Source organism: Streptomyces sp. NPDC079141 (assembly GCF_040686775.1).
In the GTDB taxonomy this organism is placed as follows: domain Bacteria; phylum Actinomycetota; class Actinomycetes; order Streptomycetales; family Streptomycetaceae; genus Streptomyces.
Genome location: NZ_JBFBLP010000024.1, coordinates 67,165 through 86,773, shown reverse-complemented (window position 1 = coordinate 86,773; position 19,609 = coordinate 67,165). Strand labels below are relative to the sequence as shown.

The following is a 19,609-nucleotide window of genomic DNA, read 5'->3' as shown; positions in this document are numbered from 1 at the left end:
CCCGTCATCGATCTCCCCTTACGCCGTTCAGGGCGTTGTGCAGGGACTCCGTCAGAGCGTGGGCTGAACCCAGGGCGCGTGTGGAGACCTCCGCCGCGCGCGCCAACACGGCCTCGGCCCGGTCGAGTCGGCCCTCCGCTCGCAGCGCCTCGCCGAGGTAGAGCTGGGAGCCCAGCGTGTCGGGGTGGTCCTCGCCGAGCACGAACGCACGCTCGGTCGCCGTCCGCTCCAGAAGGCTCATGGCCCGCGCGCGGTCGCCGACCGACAGGAGCACATAAGCCAGCGAGGCGTAGGAGGTCAGGGTGTGGGGGTGGTCTTCGCCCAGCAGTCGGGACCGCTCCGCGGCGACCCGTTCCAGCACTGCGATCGACCTGTCCGGTTCGGTCTCGCTGTACACCAGCGCCAGGCTGTCGAGCGTCGCCAGCGTGCGCAGGTCGTCGTCGCCGAGCACTCCGCGCTGCGCCTCCAGCACCTCTTCGAACAGCCGCCGCGCCTCCTCGACGTCCCCACCGAGGAAGGTGACGTAGGCGAGGTTGCCCCGTGTGGTGATCGTGTCCGGGTGGGTCTCGCCCAGTACCCGCGACAGGTCCTCCAACAGATGGACGTAGCGTTCGCGTGCCCCTTCCAGATCGCCGGCCTCGGCGAGCGCAGCGGCGAGGTTGTTCTCGGTGCCGAGCGTCTGGAGGTGGTGCGCGCCCAGGACCCGGACCTGGTCGGCGAGGACCTGCCGGAAGGTCGCGACGGACCGGTCGAAATCACCGGCCTCTGCATAGGCGGCCGCGAGGTTGTGCCGGGTGACCAGCGTGTGCGGATGGTCGTCGCCGAGCACCCGCAGCTGGAGGTCCAGGATCCGCTCGTAGGACTCCATGGCCCTGGCCACGTCGCCCAGCGACTGATAGGCGAGGGCGAGGTTCGCCCAGGTCACCAAGGTCTGGGGGTGTTCGAGGCCGAGGCTGCGGGACTGACCCTCCAGGGCACGCTCGTACAGCTCGACCGCCCTGTGCACCTGCCCCGCTGATGCACAGGCACCCGCGAGGTTGTTCGTCAACACGAGCGTGTCCGGGTGGTCGCTGCCGAGTGCCGCCATCACGTCGTCGACCGCGTGCTCGAACAGGATGACCGCCTGCCGCACACTCCCCTGCCCGTGCAGGAAATCGCCGGTGCGGCCCCGCAGCACCGCCATGGCCATGCTCGACCAATCGCGCGGGGTGCGCGCGTCGAGCTGGTTGACGTGCGGCGCAAGTGCGCGCCACCACCGCGCGGACTCCGGGCCGGTCGTCGGGGCGTCTGCGAGGGAAGCGAGCAGCAGGTCGACGGCGCGTCCGTGGGCCGTGCGGATGAGGTCGGGGTCGCGGTGGGGATCGGAGGCGTCCGACGTCCGGGCCGTGGCCTGGACCAGGGGATGGACGGCGATGCTGTCGCCGGCGATGAGGATCACGCTGTGCCGGGCCAGTTCCACCAAGGCCCTGGCCACCTCCGTCCGGCGGCCGAGCCCGTCGAGCAGGGCCCGGGGGATGTCGGTCGGGGCGTACCAGGCCAGGATGCGGAAGATGTCGACGGCCAGCGGGACCGGCGCCAGCCGGTCGAGGCTCAGCCGCCACACCCGCGCGATGGTCCGACCGGGGTCCTGCCCCTCGACAGCGGCGTCGAGGATGTCGCCGGTGTACTGGTGGAGCATCTCCAGGTACTGGCCCGGCTCCAGGCAGGCCTCCCGGCAGTAGGCGGCGGCCTGTTCGATGGCGAGGGGTAGATGGCCGAGTTCCCGGCACAGGTCCCGGACGGAGTCGACCTCGACGGTCTGCTCCTCTCCGCCCAGGATCCGGCCGAAGAGTTCGACCGCGGCCTCCTCGTCGAGCACGTCGATCGCCAGGGACGTCGCCAACCCCCGCCAGCCGAAGGCGCGCCGGCTGGTCACCAGGACCCGGCCCGAGGCAGGCAGTTGGGCGAGGAACTCACGCAGATGGTCCGGACTGTCGGCATCGTCCAGCACGATGAGCCATCCGGTGTGTGTCCTGAACCATTCCAGCGCGCGTTCGCGCAGGGTCTCGGCGGGCAGCTCGGCGAGCGCCGGTTGCAGGGCGCGTGCGAAGTCCGCGAGGCCCGCGTCGACCGCCTCCGGGGTCTGGGCCGGGATCCACCAGACCACCCGCTCGTCAGCCGCGTGGTGGGCCGCCACGTACGCGGCGAGGGTCGACTTGCCGATGCCGCCGAGCCCGTGCACCGCGTGCACGACCACCCTGCCGCCGTCGGCCCCCAGGGCCTCCTCCACCAGCGCGACCTCGCGCTCCCGGCCGACGAACACACCGGGGAGATAGGGGATGTTGTGCAGGCCCCGCACGGCCTCCACCTGATCGAGCGGCAGGAAGGCCTCGGGCGGGAGCAGACCCGCGGGCGTACCGTCGCGCAGCGCCTCCGCCGAGGCGTCCGCGCGGACCCCCGCGAGCGCGTGCGCCACTTCGCCGGAGAAGTCGACCCCGGCGGCGCCCGCTGCGCCCTCAGGTGCGGGAACACCGGCCCGGCGCCTGCGCAGTGGCCACTTCACGACGCGACCCTACTCGCCGGACGACGGCCCGTCATGGTCGTACTCCTCGCTGTTCCGGTCACGCCGTTCACCGTTCCCCGCCCCCAGTCCGCGTCCCCGAGCCGTTGGCCGAAGGGCCGCCGAAGAGGATCTCGGCGCGCGCCCGCGCCGCCTCGATCCGTTCCGGCGACCGGTGTTCGCTGCCCTGCCGAGGTGTCCGGGCGACGGCCTGGACGACGCGGTGGACGTGCACGCACTGCTGATCGAGTCCGACGAGGCTGTGCGCCGCGAGCCGTCCCAGCGCACGGATCAGCGCGGGCGGGTCGGCCAGGGGGGCGAGCGCCGCACGGGGCACGCGCGTCATGGGCCGTCCGGCGTCCGCCGCGGGGAACCAGGCGAGTGTGCGCAGGACGTCGCCGGCGAGCGGTGTGTCGCGCAGGCGGTCGAGGCTGGGCTCCCAGACCCCGGCCATGGTCCGGCGCAACTGCTCCCCCTCGTACGGCGCTTGGTGCGTCTCGTCAGGGGCTTCGGCGAGCCGCGCGAGGTACTGGGCGGCCGTCATCCGCTCCAGCAGACAGTGGGCGGCCGCCTGCTGCACCGCCAGGGCCAGATAGCCGAGTTCCGCGCACAGTTCCTCGACCCCGCTCGTGTCCGCGTCGCCGGTCCCGTCGTAGATGCTGGTGAACAGCTGCACCGCGGCCGCTTCCGGCAGCAACGGGACGGGGAGCGTCCGGGCGATGTCGTGCCAGCCGGCCGCCAGCCGGGTGGTGATCAGGACGGATCCGTGGCCCCGGGCGAGCGCCTTCAGGAAGCGCACGTCGTCCGGGTTGGCGACGTCGTCCAGGACGAGCAGCCAGCCGTCGTGCGTGAGCAGCCACTGCTTCGTCCGCTCGCACAGGGCCGTCGGGGAGAACATCTCGGCCGTGACGTCGTGCAGCTGAGCCCCGACGGAGGTGAGCCCGTCGGCGATGGCGTCGGCCGAGCTGCCGTCGATCCACCACACCGGGTCGTGCCGCGCCGCGTGGTGGATCGCCCAGTGGGCGGCCAGTGTGCTGGTGCCGACCCCGCCCAGACCGCACAGCACCTGGATCGTGGCCCCGTCGTCGAAGCCGCTGCTGATCGCCAGCAGCTCCTCCTCGCGACCGACGCAGAACCTCGGCTCGTCGGGGACCGGGCCGAGGCCAGGCCGGGCGGCGATGTCGGCGGGCGAGCTGAACATTTCGGACGGCACGTTGATCGCGTACTTGGTCTGTTGGTTGACCGCCGTGGCGCCGTCCGCCGTCGCTGCCGCACCCACGCCGGCCCCCGCGGCAACCGCCTGCGCACCCGGCGCGGCCACCGTCAGGGTCGTCAGCGGGACCGGGATGTCGGGCGCGGTCTGCTGCCAGAACCGCCACTTCACGCGGGTCGTCCTGTCGCCGCGCGCGGCGCACGGCGGGATCGACGTGCCCGGCAGTCGCACACCCCCATGGCGCCATCATGGCGCGCCCCACACCCGCTGCACCGGGCTTCGGCAAGATGCCGGATTTCTCCCTCCCCTGTGCCGAGCGTGCACGGTGGGGGCCGAGCCTGAGCGAACCGGGGCGATCGAACATACGATGGGCCGCAGCCGGCGCGGTGGCTGTCGTCGCGTGCCGGAAGGACGACCACTCGGGGTGGGAGACGTATGGCACAGGCCGCCGACACAGCGCGGACCGTCATCCTGACCGTGGACGACGACCCGGGGGTCTCCCGTGCCGTCGCCCGCGACCTGCGACGGCGCTACGGCGAGTCGTACCGGATCGTGCGCGCGGAGTCGGGCGAGTCCGCGCTGGAGGCACTGCGTGAGCTGAAGCTGCGCGGTGATCTCGTGGCCGTGATCCTGGCCGACTACCGCATGCCGCAGATGAACGGCATCGAGTTCCTCGAACAGGCCCTCGACGTGTACCCGGGCGCACGGCGGGTCCTGCTGACCGCGTACGCCGACACCAACGCGGCGATCGACGCGATCAACGTCGTCGATCTCGACCACTACCTGCTCAAGCCGTGGGACCCGCCGGAGGAGAAGCTCTATCCGGTCCTGGACGACCTGCTGGAGGCCTGGCGGTGCAGTGACTTCCGGCCGGTGCCCGCCACCAAGGTCGTCGGTCACCGCTGGTCGGCGCGCTCCTCGGACGTTCGGGAGTTCCTGGCCCGCAACCAGGTGCCCTACCGCTGGTACTCCGCCGACGAGCCCGAGGGGCGGCGGCTGCTGGCCGCCGCCGGGCAGGACGGAGAGCGGCTGCCGCTGGTGATCACACCGGAGGGGACCCCGCTCGTGGAGCCGGACGTGCCCGAGCTGGCGTCTCACGTCGGGCTGGCGACGACGCCGACGGCCGACTTCTACGACCTCGTCGTGATCGGCGGCGGTCCTGCCGGGCTCGGCTCGGCCGTGTACGGCGCCTCGGAGGGGCTGCGCACGGTGCTCGTGGAGCGGTCGGCGACCGGCGGGCAGGCCGGGCAGAGCTCGCGGATCGAGAACTACCTCGGCTTCCCCGACGGTGTCTCCGGCGCCCAGCTCACCGACCGGGCCCGCCGTCAGGCCACCAAGTTCGGCGCCGAGATCCTCACCGCGCGCGAGGTCACCGGCCTTGAGGTCAGCGGTGCCGCGCGCATCGTGCGGTTCGACGACGGCTCGGCCATCGCCGCGCACAGCGTGATCCTGGCGACCGGTGTGTCGTACCGGCAGCTGGAGGCGCCCGGCTGTGCCGAACTGACCAGCTGCGGCGTGTTCTACGGCTCCGCGCTGACCGAGGCTCCCGCCTGCCAGGGCCAGGACATCTACATCGTCGGCGGCGCCAACTCGGCGGGCCAGGCGGCGATGTACCTGTCCAAGGGCGCGAAGTCGGTGACGTTGCTGGTGCGCGGCCCGGACCTGTCGGCGTCGATGTCGCACTACCTGATCCAGCAGATCGAGGAGGCGCCGAACATCTCGGTGCGCCCGAGGACGGTCGTCGAGGCGGCGCACGGCGAGGGCCATCTCCAGCAGCTGACTCTGCGCGACACGCAGACCGGGCAGTCCGAACTGGTCGACGCGCAGTGGTTGTTCGTGTTCATCGGCGCGGCCCCGCTGACGGACTGGCTGGACGGGACGGTGCTGCGCGACGAGCGCGGGTTCATCCTGGCCGGCCCGGATCTGACGCCCGACGGGCGGCCGCCGGCCGACTGGGAGCTGGACCGGCCGCCGTACCACCTGGAGACCAACGTGCCCGGCGTGTTCGTGGCCGGTGACGCGCGCGCGGAGTCCGCCAAGCGGGTCGCCTCCGCGGTAGGAGAGGGAGCCATGGCCGTCATGCTCGTCCACCGGTATCTGGAGCAGTCATGAGCGGGCGGCTGATGCCGTGCAGCCCCCAGGAGATCGGGTCGCTGTTCCTGTTCGAGAAGCTGTCCTCCGAGCAGCTGGGCAGGTTGTGCGCCGAGGGGCGGGTGGAGCAGTTCGAGGCCGGTCCGGTGTATGCCGAGGGCGATCCCGCCACCTGCTTCTACGTGATGATCGAGGGCACGGTGGTGCTGTCGCGCCGGGTCGGCGGCGACGACGTGGAGGTGGCGCGGTCCTCGCAGCGCGGCGTGTACTCGGGGGCCATGCAGGCCTACCTCGGGGACCGGGCACGGCAGGTCTACAACAACTCCATGCGGGTGACGGAGCGTTCCCGGTTCTTCGTGCTGCCGGCGGACACGTTCGCGGACATCATGCAGGAGTGGTTCCCGATGGCGGTGCATCTGCTGGAGGGGCTCTTCTTCGGTTCGAAGAACTCCCAGCGGGTCATCGGCCAGCGTGAACGGCTGCTGGCGCTCGGCTCGTTGTCGGCCGGGCTCACTCATGAGCTCAACAACCCCGCCGCCGCGGCCGTACGGGCCACCGCCACGCTGCGCGAACGGGTGGCGAAGATGCGGCACAAGCTGGCCCACATCGCCTCGGGCCCGTACCCGCGGGAGAGCCTGGCGGGCCTCATCGACATCCAGGAGCGCACCGCCGAACTCGTCGGCAAGGCACCGGCCCTGAGCCCGCTGGAGGCCGCCGACCGCGAGGACGCGCTCACCGACTGGCTGGACGACCACGGCATCCCGGACGGCTGGCGGCTCGCGCCGACCTTCGTGCAGGCCGGGCTCGACGTCGACTGGCTGGAGCAGGTCGCGGCGGCCGTGGAGGAGGACATCCTCCCCGGCGCGATCGGCTGGCTCAACTACACGGTCGAGACCGAGCTGTTGATGAGCGAGATCGAGGACTCCACCACCCGTATCTCGCACCTCGTCGACGCCGCCAAGCAGTACTCGCAGCTCGACCGCGCCCCGTTCCGCAGCGTCGATGTGCACGAACTCCTCGACAGCACCCTGCTGATGCTCTCCGGGAAGATCGGCCCGCAGATCAAGGTCGTCAAGGAGTACGACCGTGCGCTGCCGGAGATCCCCGCGTACCCGGCGGAGCTCAACCAGGTGTGGACGAACCTCATCGACAACGCGGTCTCCGCCATCAACAGCGCGGGCGGGGAAGGGACGCTGACCGTGCGCACGGCACCGGACCACGACCGGCTGCTGGTGGAGTTCCGCGACACCGGCGTCGGGATTCCGGCCGAGCACCGCGGGCGGATCTTCGATCCCTTCTTCACCACCAAGCCCGTGGGCGAGGGCACCGGGCTCGGTCTGGACATCTCCTGGCGGATCGTGGTCAACAAGCACCACGGCTCCCTCCAGGTCGAGTCCGAACCGGGCGACACGCGGTTCCAGGTGCTGCTTCCGCTCACCGCCGCGGACAACGACACGCCGGAGGAGCCCGTATGACCGACGTCACCGGAATCGAACCCACCGTCCCGCCCAGTGGCACGGGGTGCGTCGAGTGCGACGAGATCGGCGGCTGGTGGTTCCATCTGCGCCGGTGCGCACAGTGCGGGCACATCGGGTGCTGCGACTCCTCGCCCGCGAAGCATGCGTCGGCCCATTACGAGGCCACGGGGCATCCGGTGATGCGGAGTTTCGAGCCGGGTGAGGAGTGGTTCTGGAACTTCGCGACGAAGGAACTGTACGAGGCGGGGCCGGAGTTGGCGCCGCCGGTGAGTCATCCGGTGGATCAGCCGGCGCCGGGCCCTGCCGGGCGGGTGCCGGAGGGCTGGGCGCGGACGTTGCGATGAGCGCGTGAGAGCTCGGAGGGACTGTCGGAGGCCCGTGTCAGGATGAGGGCATGGTGCAGATCATGTCCCCGTCCCCGCTCGTCGGCCGGGAGGAAGAGCTCGTCCGGCTGACGGGTGTGCTGGAGCGTGCCCGTGGTGGTGAGGCCCGGGCCGTGCTCGTGGCCGGGGACGCCGGTGTCGGAAAGACGCGGGTGCTCGACGAAGTCGCCGTGCTCGCCGACCGGGAGGGCATGACCGTGCTCACCGGGCACTGCGTCGACCTGGGTGATGTCGGTCTGCCGTATCTGCCGTTCACCGAGGTGCTGGGGGTGCTCGCCGGGGATCCGCGGTTCGCCGAGGTGCTGGCGGCGCATCCGGTGGTCGACCGGCTGCTCGGCGCGGGCACGGACGCCGAGGGCGGGCGGCTGCGGCTGTTCGAGGGCATGGCCGGGCTGCTGGCGGATCTGGCGGACGTCACGCCGCTGCTGCTGGTGCTGGAGGACCTGCACTGGGCCGACCAGTCCTCCCGGGATCTGCTGCGGTTCCTGCTGAGCCGGGGTGTGCTGGGCAGGGCGGCCGGGCAGCGGCTCGCGGTGCTGGCCTCGTACCGTGCGGACGATCTGCACCGCCGGCATCCGCTGCGCCCGCTGCTGGCGGAGCTGGTGCGGCTGCCCGCGGTGGAACGGCTGGAGCTGCGGCCGCTGGCCGACGCCGATGTGACGCGGCTGGTGCGGTCCCTGGAGGACCGCCCGCTGCCGGAGAGCACGGTCCGCCGGATCGTGGAACGGGCGGAGGGCAACGCCTTCTACGCCGAGGAGCTGGTCGCGGCCACGGACACCGAGGCCGGCGGTGTGCCCAGCGGGCTGGCCGATGTGCTCCTGCTGCGTTTCGAGCAACTGTCCTCCACCGCCCAGCTGGTGCTGCGCACCGCGGCCGTCGCCGGGCGCCGGGTCGAGGACGATCTGCTGCGGGAGGCCGTGGGCCTGCCGGAGGACGAGCTGGAGTCGGCACTGCGCGAGGCCGTGGGGCGGCAGCTGCTGGTCCCGGGCGACGGCGGCACGTACTCCTTCCGGCACGCCCTGGCCCGCGAGGCGGTCTACGCCGATCTCCTGCCCGGCGAACGGGCCCGGCTGCACGGCGCGTTCGCCCGGCTGCTCGCCGACCGGCCCCGCCGGGCCGAGACCGCGGCCGAGCGCGCCCACCACCACCGCGAGAGCCACGACCCGGCAGCGGCCCTCGCCGCCTCGCTGGAGGCCGCCGACCACGCCCGCCAGGTCGGCGCACCGGCGGAGGAGCTACGGCACCTGGAGACGGCGCTCGATCTGTGGTCGGCGGTGGAGCCGTCGGCGCGCCCCTCGGGCGAGGGCACCGACCGGGTGACGCTCACCCTGCGCGCCTCGGCGGCGGCCGCGCACGCCGGTGACGCGCATCGCGCGGTCGCCCTGACCCGCTCCGCGCTCGCCGCCGTCGACCAGGAGGCGGACCTGGAGCTGGCCGCCCGAGTCCGCTACACCCTCGCCGGCAATCTGATGGGCGTCGACAATCTGACGGCGGCGTTCACCCACAGCAGCGAGGCGCTCGCCCTGATCCCGGCCGAGCCTCCCTCGCTGACCTGGGTGTGGGCCGCGGCCACGCATGTCCTGGCGGCGCGTCAGATCGGGGAGAACGAGACCGCGCTGCGGGTCGCCCGCCAGGCCCTGAGCGTCGCCGAGCAGTTGCAGGTGCCCGATGCCCGGGCCGACCTCCTGGTCTCGCTGGCGGTCCTCGGGGAGGGCGGCCGGCAGACCCCGGAGGGCCGCAAGCGGCTGTTCGAGGCGCGGGACCTGGCCCGGGGTTCGGGCAACGCGCCGGTGGAGCTGCGCGCGCTGTTCCATCTCGCGATGGGCCACTTCGAGGCCGGCGATCTTCAAGGGTGTCTGCCGTGGCTAGCCGAGGGCCTGGACCGGGCGCGCCGCGCGGGCATGCTGTCCTCCCCGTATCCGCTGGAGATGCGCTATCTGCGGCTGCTGGTGCTGTACACGCTGGGCCGCTGGGACGAATGCGTGCGCGAGGCGGCGGCCGATGCCGAGATACTGCCGGCCACGGGCGAATACGCCTCCGGGCCCGCCTGGTACGTCTCCCTGGCACGCGGTGATCTGACGGCCGTCGACCGGGCCCGGGCGCTGCTCCAGAGGCCCTTCGACTGGCTGGGGACGATGGTCGCGTCGGGCGTGCTGACCGACGCCGCCGCGCTGCGGGGTGAAGCCCAGGAGGCGGTCGACCGGGTGCGGTCCACCGTCACGGCGCTCACCGACGAGGCGGGCACGCTGCCCGATGTGACGGTACGGCTCGTCGCGCTCGCCCTGTCCGCGGTCGCCGACCGGGCCGCCGAGCTGCGGCTGTCCGGCGACGAGGCCGGAGCGCGCCGGTGGGTGGACACCGCGACGGAGCTGGTCGAGCTGGCGCGGAAGTCGGCCGCGCAGGGCGCGAACCGTGCGCCGCAGGGGCCGGAGGGCAGGGCCTGGCTGGCGCGTGCCGAGGCCGAGTGGACGCAGGCCCGGTCCGGGCCGGACGCCGAGGCCTGGGCGCAGGCGGTGGCCGCGTTCGAGCACGGGGACGTGTACGAGCTGGCGCGCTGCCGGCTCCGGTACGCCGAGGCCCTGGTGCGGGCCGAGCGGCGCGCGGAGGCGGCCGTCGAGGCGGAAGCCGTGCGGGATACCGCGGCGCGGCTCGGCGCGCTGCCGCTGCTGGAGCGGGCGGACACCCTGATCCGCCGGGGCCGGCTGTCGGACACGTCGTCCGGCGAGGGCGGCACCTCGCCGCTGACGGCCCGTGAGCAGGACGTGCTGCGGCTGCTGGCCCTCGGCCGCAGCAACCGGCAGATCGGCGAGGAGTTGTTCATCAGCGGCAAGACGGCGAGCGTCCATGTCTCCAACATCCTCGCCAAGTTGGGCGCCGCGAGCCGCGGCGAGGCGGTGGCGATCGCCTACCGCGAGGGTCTGATCACGCCGGAGCCGACGGCGTCGAGTTGAGGACACGCGGCCGCGCGGAGGGTGGGCGCCTCCGCCCTGGTCACCCACATGAGCGAGCCATGCCCGGATAAGTCCTAAATGCCCATCATTTCCTCCTCTCCTGGCCATACTGTGCGTCATTCGTGGCGATATGACGGAGCGCCAGATGACGTGGGAGAGGACTCGGATGGTCTCAGCAACGGTGGGCAGGGCTACGGCGTTGGGGACGGCGGTCCTCCTCTCCCTCCTGGCGGTCCCGGCGCACGCGGCGCCCCAGCAGCCGGAGCCCGACCTCGCGGCTCTGCGCGCCGACCTGCGCACGGCGCTGAAGCAGGGCGCGCCCGGCGCGACGGCCCGTGTCGACGACCACGGCACGGTCTCGGTGGCGGCGGCCGGTGTCGCCGACCGCGCGACGCGGCGGTCGATCGGCACCGCCGACCGCTTCCGTATCGGCAGCGTCACCAAGATCTTCTCGGCCGTGGTGCTGCTGCAACTCGTCGACGAGAAGAAGATCCGGCTCGACGCTCCGGTCAACCGCTATCTGCCCGGGCTGCTGCCCGATAACCGGATCACCGTGCGGCACGTCCTCAGCCACCGCAGCGGTCTGTACGACTACAGCAACGACATGTTCGCCAGCACGGTTCCCGGCTTCGAGGCGGTCCGCACCAAGGTCTTCACCCTCCGGCAGCTGGTGGACCGCTCCCTGCGCAAGCCGCGCACCACCGCGCCGGGCGGCCCGTACACGTACTCCAACACCAACTTCGTCGTCGCCGGGATGCTGATCAGGAAGGTCACCGGACGCTCCCTCGCCACGGAGTACCGCACCCGGATCATCGAGCCGCTGGAGCTGGGCGACACCTTCTACGTCCACCCCAGCACGCGGATCCCGGGCCGTTACGCCCGCGGCTATCTCACGCCGGACACAGCCGGAGCCCCGCTGGTGGACGCCACGCAGCAGACGGCGTCCTGGGCGCAGAGCGCGGGCGCGGTGATCTCCACCACCCGCGACCTGAACACCTTCCTGTCCGCGCTGCTCGGCGGCCGACTGACCTCCGCCGCACAGCTGAAGCAGATGCAGCGATGGGTGCCCGCGGGCACCGGTCAGGCCTACGGGCTCGGGCTGCGGCGCCGCGACCTGTCCTGCGGTGTCTCGGTGTACGGGCACACGGGCGCCGTCCAGGGCTATTACACGTACGCGTTCGCCTCGAAGGACGGCAGGCGCACGCTCGCCGCGTTCGCCAACGCCTCCAACAACGGCGGGCTGCACACCACCATGCTGGGGACGCTGGAGTCGGCGTTCTGCGGCAAGCAGACGAAGGCGCCGCGCGGTTCCGCGGTCGCCGAGCGGTACGAGGACGTCGCTCCGGACGGGCCCGTGGGCTGAGCTCGTGCCGCCGGGCGGGAACCCTCGCGTTCCGGTGCGCGTTTTTTGGACATCCCCCTCCGGAACGCGCACCAGCACACCAGGACGGCCCGATGAGCGAGTTGATCCCCGGGGGCAATGTGCCCCTCCCGGGCGGCGCCGTGGCCGTCCGGGTACCCGGCCCCTTCGATGTGTCCGCGCTGATCACGGACGACGGCGGCAAGGTCCGCGGCGACGGCGACTTCGTGTTCTACAACCAGCCGGCCGCTCCCGGCGCCCGGCTGCGCGGCGACACCCTCACCGTCGAACCGGGGCGCCTGCGTGCCGGGGCCACCCGGCTCACGGTGGTCGTCAGCCCCGCCGACCCCGGCGCCGTCCTGGCCCGGCTGCCCTCCCCCACCCTCCATGTCGCGGGTCCGGGCGACCGTCCGCTGGCCCGGTTCGTCCCGCCGCGCCCACGGCAGGAGACGGTGCTGCTGCTCGCGGAGATCTATCGCCGCGGCGACGGCTGGAAGCTGCGGGCCCTCGGCCAGGGGTACGCCGACGGACTGGCGGGGCTCGCCCGTGACTTCGGCGTGGACGTGGTGGAGGACACGCCCCGGCAGGCCGCCGCGCCTCCGGCGGACTCGGACGGCTTCCTCGGCCTCGTCAACTCCGCCCGGTCCAGGGCCGGTTCACCTGCGGTCGTGCTCGACGCCCGGCTGTCCTCCGCCGCCCGGCAGCACGCCGCCGCGATGGCCGCCGCCGGGCGCCTGGGCGGGGAGAGCCATGACGGCGTCTCCGTGCACCAGCGCGTCACCGCGGCCGGATTCGCCTATCTCACCGTCGGCGAACACCTCGTCTCCGGTCCGCGCACGCCCGCCGAGTTCGTCGAGTACTGTCTGCGCACCGACCGGACCCGGCGCACGCTTCAGGACCCGGCCTTCACCCATGCCGGACTGGGACACGTCAGCGGCCGTTCCGGGGACATGTACTGGACGGCCCTGTGGGCCCGGCCGTTCACCCCGGCCGGTCTGGCGCGGACGGCGACGGAGGTCGTGGACTTGACCAACCGGGAGCGCACCCGGGCCGGGCTGCCGCCCCTGGCCGTCGACCCCGTGCTCACCGCGGCCGCGCAGGCGCACAGCGCGGACATGGTCGCGCGGGCCTTCTACTCCCACACCTCGCCCGACGGAAGCCGGCCCTGGGACCGGGCGGCCGCGGCGGGCTCCGCCCGGCGTTCGATCGGGGAGAACATCGCCTGCGGCCAGCGCTCGGCGGCGGAGGTGGTGGAGGGCTGGATGAACAGCCCCGGTCACCGGGCCAACATCCTCAAGCCCGACTTCACCCACATCGGTGTCGGCTTCGCGGGCGGCGGCCGGGCCGGCACGTACTGGACGCAGGTGTTCGGCGCCTGACCCGGCGACGCGATCTGGGCGGAGGGCATGCCTCCGGGACACGATGCCTCCATGAAGGGTGACTTGTTTTCCAGTGAGCACGTAGTCCAGCCCGCCACCGCGCCGGGGATGACCGTCGAGAACGCCAAGTGCATCCAGTACGCGGTGAGCGGCGAGATGCTCGCCCGCCAGGGGGCGATGATCGCCTACCGCGGCAACCTCCAGTTCGAGCGCAAGGGCCAGGGCGTGGGCGGCATGCTCAAGCGTGCGGTCACCGGCGAGGGGCTGCCGTTGATGGCGGTGCGCGGGCAGGGGGAGGCCTGGTTCGCGCACGAGGCGCAGAACTGTTTCGTCGTCGAGATCGACCCCGGCGACGAGTTCACCGTCAACGGCCGCAACGTCCTGTGTTTCGATGCCTCCTTGTCGTACCGGATCGCCACGGTGAAGGGTGCGGGCATCACCGGGGGCGGCCTGTTCAACAGCGTCTTCACCGGACACGGCCGGCTGGGGCTGGTGTGCGAGGGCAATCCGCTGGTCATCCCGGTCTCGGCGCAGTACCCGGTGTACGTCGACACGGACGCGGTCGTCGGCTGGAGCGCGGGCTTGCAGACCTCGCTGCACCGTTCGCAGTCCATCGGGTCGATGCTGCGCGGCGGCTCCGGGGAGGCCGTGCAGCTGATGCTGAGCGGCGAGGGCTTCGTCGTGGTCCGGCCGAGCGAGGCGACCCCGCCCAGGGCCCAGCAGCACTGACGCCCCGTGAGGTGATCTGCGCCTCACGAGCAACCCTCCCGGCTCCGCCCACGTCTTGACCGGCAACAGATGGCACCGCCCCGGCCCCTGCGGGCCGGGGCCGGTTTCCGAGGCTCTATACACCCCATGTATACACGCGATGTAGAGATGGGGTGCATACGGATCGAGAGGCATCCATGTACGGCAAGGCATTCGCCCCCGAGTACCAGGGCACCCTGGCCACCCTGTCCGTGAACTCCTCCCTCACCGACGTACTGGCCGCCGGGACCGAGGAGTTGCGAGCCGCCGAGCGGGCCGGACGGCACGACGAGGCGGCCCGTTCGGGGCTGGCCGTCGCCGAGGCGCACCGCAGGCTGGGACAGATCGGCGAGGCGGACCGGGCGTGGAAGGCGAGCTACCGCGCCGCCCGGGAGGCCGGGGACACCGCGGCGATGGCCTGGGCGCTCTGGAGCGGCGGCACCCTCGCCCGCCAGCGCGGCGGGTTCGCCCTGGCCCGGCGGCTGCTCCAACTCGCCGCGGACCTCGGCGAGCGCGGCGGCGATGTCGTCGTACGCGGCTACTCACTGGCCGGGCTGGCCGAGACCGGCCGGATCCAGGGCGACTACGAGGCCGTCGCCCGCCTCCATGAACAGCTGCTGGCCGAGGCCCGCCGGCGCGGCGAGGCCCGGCACACCGTATGGGCGCTGGAGGGCATCGCGCAGATCCACCGCAACACCGGCTCCTACGACACCGCGTACGCCCTGTTCGAGGAGGCGGCCGAGATCGCCGCGCGTGCCGACGACCGACGCGGGCACGCCTGGGCGCTGCGCGGGCTCGCCGACCTCGTCTCGGTGCGCGACGGCGACACCGAAGAGGCCCTGCGCCTGCTGTCCGAGGCGGAGACGACGTGCCGGGCGATGAGCCTGTCCAGCGCGCTCGCCTACAACCACAAGATGCGCGGCAACGTCCTGTACCGGGCCGGGCGTTACGAGCAGGCCCGGGAGATGTACGAGCTGGCGCTCACGGAGTTCCGCGCCATGCGCGAACCGCGCGGCGAGGCCCTGGCCCGGCTCGGGCTCGCCAAGTCCCGGGCACGGCTGGGCCGGGACCGCGCCGAGACGGCCGACGAACTCACCGAGCTGACACGGACGTTGGGCCGCATCGGCCTGCGGCACGCCCAGGAGATGGCGGAACGGGCCCAGGACGAACTGGGCGTGCGGGCGGAGGCCGTACGGTGACGGCGCTCTCCTCGACGGCTCCCGCGACGGCCCGTCAAGTCCTCGACCGCTGCCGCACGTTGGTCCGCCCGGCACTGACCGAGGCCGTCGGCCGGCTGCATCCCTGGGTGGGCGAGATGGCCGCGTACGCCTTCGGCTGGTGCGAGGTGGGCGGCGCACCGGCCGCCGCCCCCGGCGGAAAGGGCGTACGGCAGGCGCTGGCCGTGCTCGGTGCCGAGGCGGTGGGCGGCGACGAGCGGGCCGGGACGACCGCTGCCGTCGCCGTGGAGCTCGTGCACGCCTTCTCGCTGCTGCACGACGACATCATGGACGGCGACCCGGCACGCCGGTACCGGCCCACGGTGTGGAAGGCGTACGGCACGGGCCCGGCGGTCCTCGCGGGCGACGCCCTGTTCGCGCTCGCCGTCGACACGCTCGCCGCGGCGCCCGCGGGCGGGGACGCCGTACGCACGCTGTCCTCGGCCCTCGGCGACCTGGTGCGCGGGCAGGCGGACGACCTGCTGTTCGCGACCCGTCCGTGGACCGGTCCTGAGCGGGTGCGGCCCGCGGAGTACCGGGCGATGGCCGAGCACAAGACCGGCGCGCTGCTGGGCTGCGCGCTCGCGCTGGGGGCCACGCTCGGCGGTGCGCCGCCCGCGACGGCCGCCGCCCTGGACCGGGCCGGGCGGCACCTGGGCATCGCCTTCCAAGTGGTCGACGACGTGCTGGGGATCTGGGGCGATCCCTCGGTCACCGGCAAGCCCGTCCACGGCGATCTGCGCGAGCGCAAGAAGACCTTCCCCGTGCTGGTCGCGCTCGACTCGCCCGAAGCGCCGCGGCTGGCCCCGCTGTTGGAGTCCGGCGCGGATCCCGGCGCCGCGGCGGCGCTGATCGAGCGGGCGGGCGGACGGTCGGCCTCGCTGGCCGAGGCCCGTCGCCGGGTCGCCGTCGCCGAGGCCGCCCTGGACGGCGTACCGCTGGCGGCAGGGGCGGCCGGGGAGCTGCGGTCACTGCTGGGCTTCCTGGTGCGGCGCGATCTGTGAGCGCTCGATCGGCTCGCGCTTGAACACACCCCGTCACCCCTCGCGTACCTCTGGGAAAGGTGAGAGCCAGGGGTTCAGCGAGGGATGACCATGGTCAAGGCACACGTCTCCACACCCGAGTCGGTCGCCGGAAGATACCGGCTCGTCCAGGTCGTGCACCGCGAGACGAACCGGGTGTGCTGGTACGGCGAGGACGTGGGGGCGCAACGGCCGCTCCTGATCACGCAGATCGGGCTGCCGCACGATCCGGCCGGGGACGGGACGCGCCGGGTCACCGCACGGGTGGTACGCACCAACGAGCGGATGGGGCAGCTGCTTCCCGACCGGATCGCCGAAGTCGTCGACGCGGTGGAGGAGCCGGGAGCTCTGTGGGTCGTCACCGAGTGGGTGGAGGGCACGACGATCGGCGAACTCCTCGACCGGCACGGCACGTTGAACTACGCACGGGCCGCGCGCATCGGCCTGGACCTGCTGGAGGTGCTGGAAGCGGCGCACGGCCAGGGCTTCACGCACGGCGAACTCAGCCCGGGCCAGGTGTTCGTGCGGGACCGGGGCCCGGTCGTGGTCACCGGTTTCGGGCTGGCCGGTGCCACCCTCGCACCCCGGCTGAGCGCACCCGCGTACGCCTCGCCCGAGCAGGCGCGCGACGAGCGGATCGGGCCGGCCGCCGATCTGTGGGCGCTGGGCGCGCTCCTGTACACGATGCTGGAGGGGCGCCCGCCGTTCCGGGACCGGGGCCGCCCGGAGGCCACGCTGAAGGGGGTGGACCGGCTGCCGCTGCGCACGCCGGTGCGTGCCGGGCCGCTCACCCAGGCCGTGCAGGGGCTGCTGCGCAAGGACTGCCGGGAGCGGCTGACCCGCCCGGTGGTCAGAGAGGCCCTGGTCCGCGCCCTGGACGAGGATCCCGAGCCCGCCCTCGTTCCGGGGCCCCGGCTGCGCGGCCGGTGCCTGGCGGCCCCGGGCTGGAGCAGACGCACCATGGCCGCCGGGACCGTGCTGGCCGTGGTCACCGTCTCGGCCGCCGCCCTGGCCGTAACCGGCGGGCCGTCCGGCGGCTCCGACTCCTCGGCGAGCGGAACGCAGCCGCGCCCCGCCCCCTCGGCCCCACAGTCCCCGCGCCCGTCCGGCTCCCCCGCACCGCCCTCGGTCTCCCCTTCCCCGCAGCCGTCCGCCTCCACCACTCCCCCGCCCTCCCCCACCGCGACGCCCACCGGCTTCACCCGCTACGCCGCTCCGGAGGGCTTCTCCGTCACGCTTCCCGACGGCTGGAAGCCGCTGCGCACCACCCGCGTCTCCGACCTGGCCTACCGCGTCACCCTCGGCGCGGAGGGCGACCCGCGCACGCTCGCCGTGACCTACAGCGAACGGGTGGGCCCGGATCCCGTCGCCGTCTGGCGTGATGTCGAGCCGGGCCTGAACCGGGCCGGCGGATACCGCAGGATCGGCGAGATCCGGGCGACGACCCACCGGGGCCGCAAGGCCGCCGAGATGGAGTGGCTCACCGAATCCGACGGCACCCGCGTGCGCACCTTCGGCCGGGGCTTCCTCATCGGCGGCAACCGCGGCTATTCGCTGCGCTGGACGGCCCCGGCGGCCGACTGGGACGACGCGGCCAACCGCCGGGCCCTGGACCTCGCTCTGAGCAGCTTCCGGGAACCCTCACGCTGACGGGCGCGGGGCTCCCATCGCATGCAGGGGCAGGGGGTTCAGCGGCTCCGTGCGCCAGCTCGCGGTGAACGTGCGCTCGGGCAGGGAGCAGGTCACCGCGAGCCGGTGCGGCGTCTCCAGGAAGACCACCTCCACCTCCAGCGTGCCGGCATCCGTCCAGCCGCCGCTCACCGCGGTCGGAACCGGTTCCTCGGCGATGTTCCAGCCGTCCTGGGCGAGCCGCAGCTCCAGCCGGTGACCGTCCTCGACGAGGGTGAGGCGAGCGCCGTCCGCTCCCGTCGCGACCTCCACGGAGGTCTCCCGGCGCAGGCGGGCGCGCATCGAGTCGTCCGGCGTGAACACGGCCGCGGACCAGTCCTCGGCCTGCTCCGCCGGTGCGGGCTTGCCCGCGGCCGGCGGCAGCGCGAGCCCCGCCAGCCGCTCGGCCAGCGCCGCGTCGGCCTGCTCACGGCCGGAGAGCGGACCGGGCCGGAACGCGGGCAGCAGATGCTCCCAGACCAGGTCCAGCACCTTCTGCATCTGCACGGTCGCCGCGGTCGTCGCGATCACGGCGTCCTGCTCGGGCAGCACCAGGCAGAACTGGCCGTAGGCGCCGTCGCCGCGGTAGCCGTGCCGGGCCATCCAGAACTGCAGGCCGTAGCCCTGGTGCCAGTCGGTGCCGCCGATGACGCCGTCGGCGTTGGAGATCTGCACTCGGGTGGCCTCGGCCACCCACTCCTCGGGCAGCAGCCGCTCGCCCTCCCACACGCCGCCCCGCAGATACAGCTGGCCGAGGCGGAGTACCGCGTCCGTGGCGGCGTGCAGCCCGGTGAAGCCCAGTTCCCGCCCGGACCGGTCGCGCTGCCAGGACGCCTCGCCTATGCCGAGGGGATCGAACAGGCGGGGGCGCAGATAGTCGATGAGGGACTGGCCGGTGACGCGCTGGACGATGGCGGCAAGGGTGTAGGTAGTGGGCTGGTTGTAGGCGAAGACCGTGCCGGGATCGCGGTCCGGGGGCAGCCGCAGGAAGCCGCGCACCAGGTTGTCCGGGTCGAGGGCCCGGACCCGGTCGAGCGTCTCGGCTTCGTGGCCGCTGGCCATCGACGCCACGTGCCGGACGAGCATCGCGCGGCTGCGCGGATCGGTGACCTCGGCGTCGAGCTCCGGGAAGTAGGAGAGCACCGGGTCGTCGAGCCGCAGCAGCCCCTCGGCGGCGGCGAGCCCGGCCGCAGTGGAGGTGAAACTCTTGCTGAGCGAGTAGAGCAGATGCGGGCGTTCGGCGGTGTACGGCGCCCACCAGCCGGAGGCCACCAGCCGGCCGTGCCGCATGATCATCAGGCTGTGCGGTTCGATGTCGTGGGCGGTGTCGAGGGCATCGAGGAAGGCAAGCACTCCGGAGGCGTCGACACCCTGGGACGCGGGCGTGCTGGAAGGCAGTGCGCGAGTCGTCATGACGGCATCCTTACCCACGCCGCCGAGGCCTGGGAGCGGCACTGGACAACGCCGTCGCAGGACACACCCGAGCCGGCGCAGGCAAACCATCGCATGCAGGTGCATATAGGCTTCCGGTCTGCACCAGTGCGGTTCCGCACCGCTTCCC

At 73.0% G+C, this 19,609-nt stretch carries 13 protein-coding genes; 10 read left to right on the top strand and 3 right to left on the bottom strand.

From position 1 onward, the window contains the following. Nucleotides 1-4 precede the first annotated feature (4 nt). Both AB0Q90_RS39105 and AB0Q90_RS39100 read right to left on the bottom strand, forming a co-directional pair. Nucleotides 5-2,542, bottom strand: a complete 2,538-nt coding sequence (locus tag AB0Q90_RS39105; protein ID WP_363164484.1) for a tetratricopeptide repeat protein — start codon at nucleotides 2,540-2,542, stop codon at nucleotides 5-7. A 67-nt stretch (nucleotides 2,543-2,609) separates the two neighbouring features. Beyond that, on the bottom strand, nucleotides 2,610-3,983 hold the full coding sequence (locus tag AB0Q90_RS39100) for an NB-ARC domain-containing protein (protein WP_363164483.1): 1,374 nt from the start codon (nucleotides 3,981-3,983) through the stop codon (nucleotides 2,610-2,612). A gap of 204 nt (nucleotides 3,984-4,187) precedes the next feature. Here AB0Q90_RS39100 and AB0Q90_RS39095 point away from each other — a divergent pair, with 204 nt between their 5' ends. The 10 genes from AB0Q90_RS39095 to AB0Q90_RS39050 all read left to right on the top strand — a co-directional run bounded on the left by AB0Q90_RS39095 (nucleotide 4,188) and on the right by AB0Q90_RS39050 (nucleotide 18,030). Beyond that, nucleotides 4,188-5,864, top strand: coding sequence for an FAD-dependent oxidoreductase (locus tag AB0Q90_RS39095; protein ID WP_363164482.1), 1,677 nt, complete (start codon nucleotides 4,188-4,190; stop codon nucleotides 5,862-5,864). After that, on the top strand, nucleotides 5,861-7,318 hold the full coding sequence (locus AB0Q90_RS39090; RefSeq protein WP_363164481.1) for an ATP-binding protein: 1,458 nt from the start codon (nucleotides 5,861-5,863) through the stop codon (nucleotides 7,316-7,318). Before AB0Q90_RS39095 ends, AB0Q90_RS39090 begins: the two co-directional genes overlap by 4 nt. Continuing rightward, nucleotides 7,315-7,665, top strand: coding sequence for a UBP-type zinc finger domain-containing protein (locus tag AB0Q90_RS39085; RefSeq protein WP_363164480.1), 351 nt, complete (start codon nucleotides 7,315-7,317; stop codon nucleotides 7,663-7,665). Before AB0Q90_RS39090 ends, AB0Q90_RS39085 begins: the two co-directional genes overlap by 4 nt. Before the next feature lie 50 nt (nucleotides 7,666-7,715). Further along, entirely contained in the window at nucleotides 7,716-10,655 is a 2,940-nt protein-coding gene (locus tag AB0Q90_RS39080; protein WP_363164479.1) for an AAA family ATPase, read from the top strand. A gap of 166 nt (nucleotides 10,656-10,821) precedes the next feature. Beyond that, a complete protein-coding gene (locus AB0Q90_RS39075) occupies nucleotides 10,822-12,018 on the top strand; it encodes a serine hydrolase domain-containing protein (RefSeq protein WP_363164478.1) in 1,197 nt (398 codons plus the stop codon). Nucleotides 12,019-12,110: 92 nt separating this feature from the next. Continuing rightward, the gene (locus AB0Q90_RS39070; protein ID WP_363164477.1) at nucleotides 12,111-13,394 is read left to right on the top strand and encodes a CAP domain-containing protein; all 1,284 of its coding nucleotides are present in this window, start codon (nucleotides 12,111-12,113) and stop codon (nucleotides 13,392-13,394) included. Between the two features lie 51 nt (nucleotides 13,395-13,445). Further along, nucleotides 13,446-14,123, top strand: a complete 678-nt coding sequence (locus tag AB0Q90_RS39065) for an AIM24 family protein (protein WP_363164476.1) — start codon at nucleotides 13,446-13,448, stop codon at nucleotides 14,121-14,123. A gap of 176 nt (nucleotides 14,124-14,299) precedes the next feature. After that, nucleotides 14,300-15,340: a tetratricopeptide repeat protein gene (locus AB0Q90_RS39060; RefSeq protein WP_363164475.1), complete on the top strand. Its 1,041-nt coding sequence runs from the start codon at nucleotides 14,300-14,302 to the stop codon at nucleotides 15,338-15,340. Continuing rightward, a complete protein-coding gene (locus AB0Q90_RS39055) occupies nucleotides 15,337-16,362 on the top strand; it encodes a polyprenyl synthetase family protein (protein WP_363164474.1) in 1,026 nt (341 codons plus the stop codon). The genes AB0Q90_RS39060 and AB0Q90_RS39055 overlap by 4 nt, the downstream gene beginning before the upstream one ends. A gap of 84 nt (nucleotides 16,363-16,446) precedes the next feature. Beyond that, nucleotides 16,447-18,030, top strand: coding sequence for a serine/threonine-protein kinase (locus tag AB0Q90_RS39050; RefSeq protein ID WP_363164473.1), 1,584 nt, complete (start codon nucleotides 16,447-16,449; stop codon nucleotides 18,028-18,030). Here the strand turns inward: AB0Q90_RS39050 and AB0Q90_RS39045 are convergent. Continuing rightward, nucleotides 18,022-19,461 (bottom strand): serine hydrolase domain-containing protein, encoded by a 1,440-nt coding sequence (locus tag AB0Q90_RS39045; protein ID WP_363164472.1) that lies wholly within the window; start codon nucleotides 19,459-19,461, stop codon nucleotides 18,022-18,024. The two genes, AB0Q90_RS39050 and AB0Q90_RS39045, sit on opposite strands and share 9 nt — an antisense overlap. Nucleotides 19,462-19,609 lie beyond the last annotated feature (148 nt).

Bases quoted from the DNA above. Each gene is read 5' to 3' on its own strand.
- AB0Q90_RS39075 (WP_363164478.1), top strand. From the start codon at position 10,822: ATGGTCTCAGCAACGGTGGGCAGGGCTACGGCGTTGGGGACGGCGGTC.
- AB0Q90_RS39060 (WP_363164475.1), top strand. From the start codon at position 14,300: ATGTACGGCAAGGCATTCGCCCCCGAGTACCAGGGCACCCTGGCCACC.
- AB0Q90_RS39090 (WP_363164481.1), top strand. From the start codon at position 5,861: ATGAGCGGGCGGCTGATGCCGTGCAGCCCCCAGGAGATCGGGTCGCTG.
- AB0Q90_RS39085 (WP_363164480.1), top strand. From the start codon at position 7,315: ATGACCGACGTCACCGGAATCGAACCCACCGTCCCGCCCAGTGGCACG.
- AB0Q90_RS39095 (WP_363164482.1), top strand. From the start codon at position 4,188: ATGGCACAGGCCGCCGACACAGCGCGGACCGTCATCCTGACCGTGGAC.
- AB0Q90_RS39050 (WP_363164473.1), top strand. From the start codon at position 16,447: ATGACCATGGTCAAGGCACACGTCTCCACACCCGAGTCGGTCGCCGGA.
- AB0Q90_RS39070 (WP_363164477.1), top strand. From the start codon at position 12,111: ATGAGCGAGTTGATCCCCGGGGGCAATGTGCCCCTCCCGGGCGGCGCC.
- AB0Q90_RS39080 (WP_363164479.1), top strand. From the start codon at position 7,716: ATGGTGCAGATCATGTCCCCGTCCCCGCTCGTCGGCCGGGAGGAAGAG.
- AB0Q90_RS39065 (WP_363164476.1), top strand. From the start codon at position 13,446: ATGAAGGGTGACTTGTTTTCCAGTGAGCACGTAGTCCAGCCCGCCACC.
- AB0Q90_RS39045 (WP_363164472.1), bottom strand. From the start codon at position 19,461: ATGACGACTCGCGCACTGCCTTCCAGCACGCCCGCGTCCCAGGGTGTC.